Here is a 246-nt window from a genome sequence, read left to right on the forward strand (position 1 = left end):
TCCAATAGACGAAGAAGAGATTCAATTAGAAGTAAATACTTATAGAAATACCAACTACACGATAGTAGCAGAAGGTATCTCTATGCAATGTGCAACAGCATTCTTATATGATAACTATCTAGGTATATCTATCGAAATTCCGCAAAGCGGAACAGTCAATTACGATTATTCCATTATTTCTGGTGTGTCTGCTTCTATTGCAAATAATCGATTTAAAATAATATTTGCTGCTGATGCTTCCCAACT

The 246-nt window shown here is 33.7% G+C and carries 1 protein-coding gene; it reads left to right on the forward strand.

Annotation, left to right across the window (positions count from 1 at the left end; translation table 11 throughout):
- Window positions 1-246, forward strand: a 246-nt coding sequence (locus tag ACRHNM_RS17725; RefSeq protein ID WP_431137961.1) for a hypothetical protein, incomplete at both ends; no start/stop codon positions are given.

This window comes from Psychroserpens mesophilus, from assembly GCF_050617655.1.
Classification (GTDB): domain Bacteria; phylum Bacteroidota; class Bacteroidia; order Flavobacteriales; family Flavobacteriaceae; genus Psychroserpens; species Psychroserpens mesophilus_A.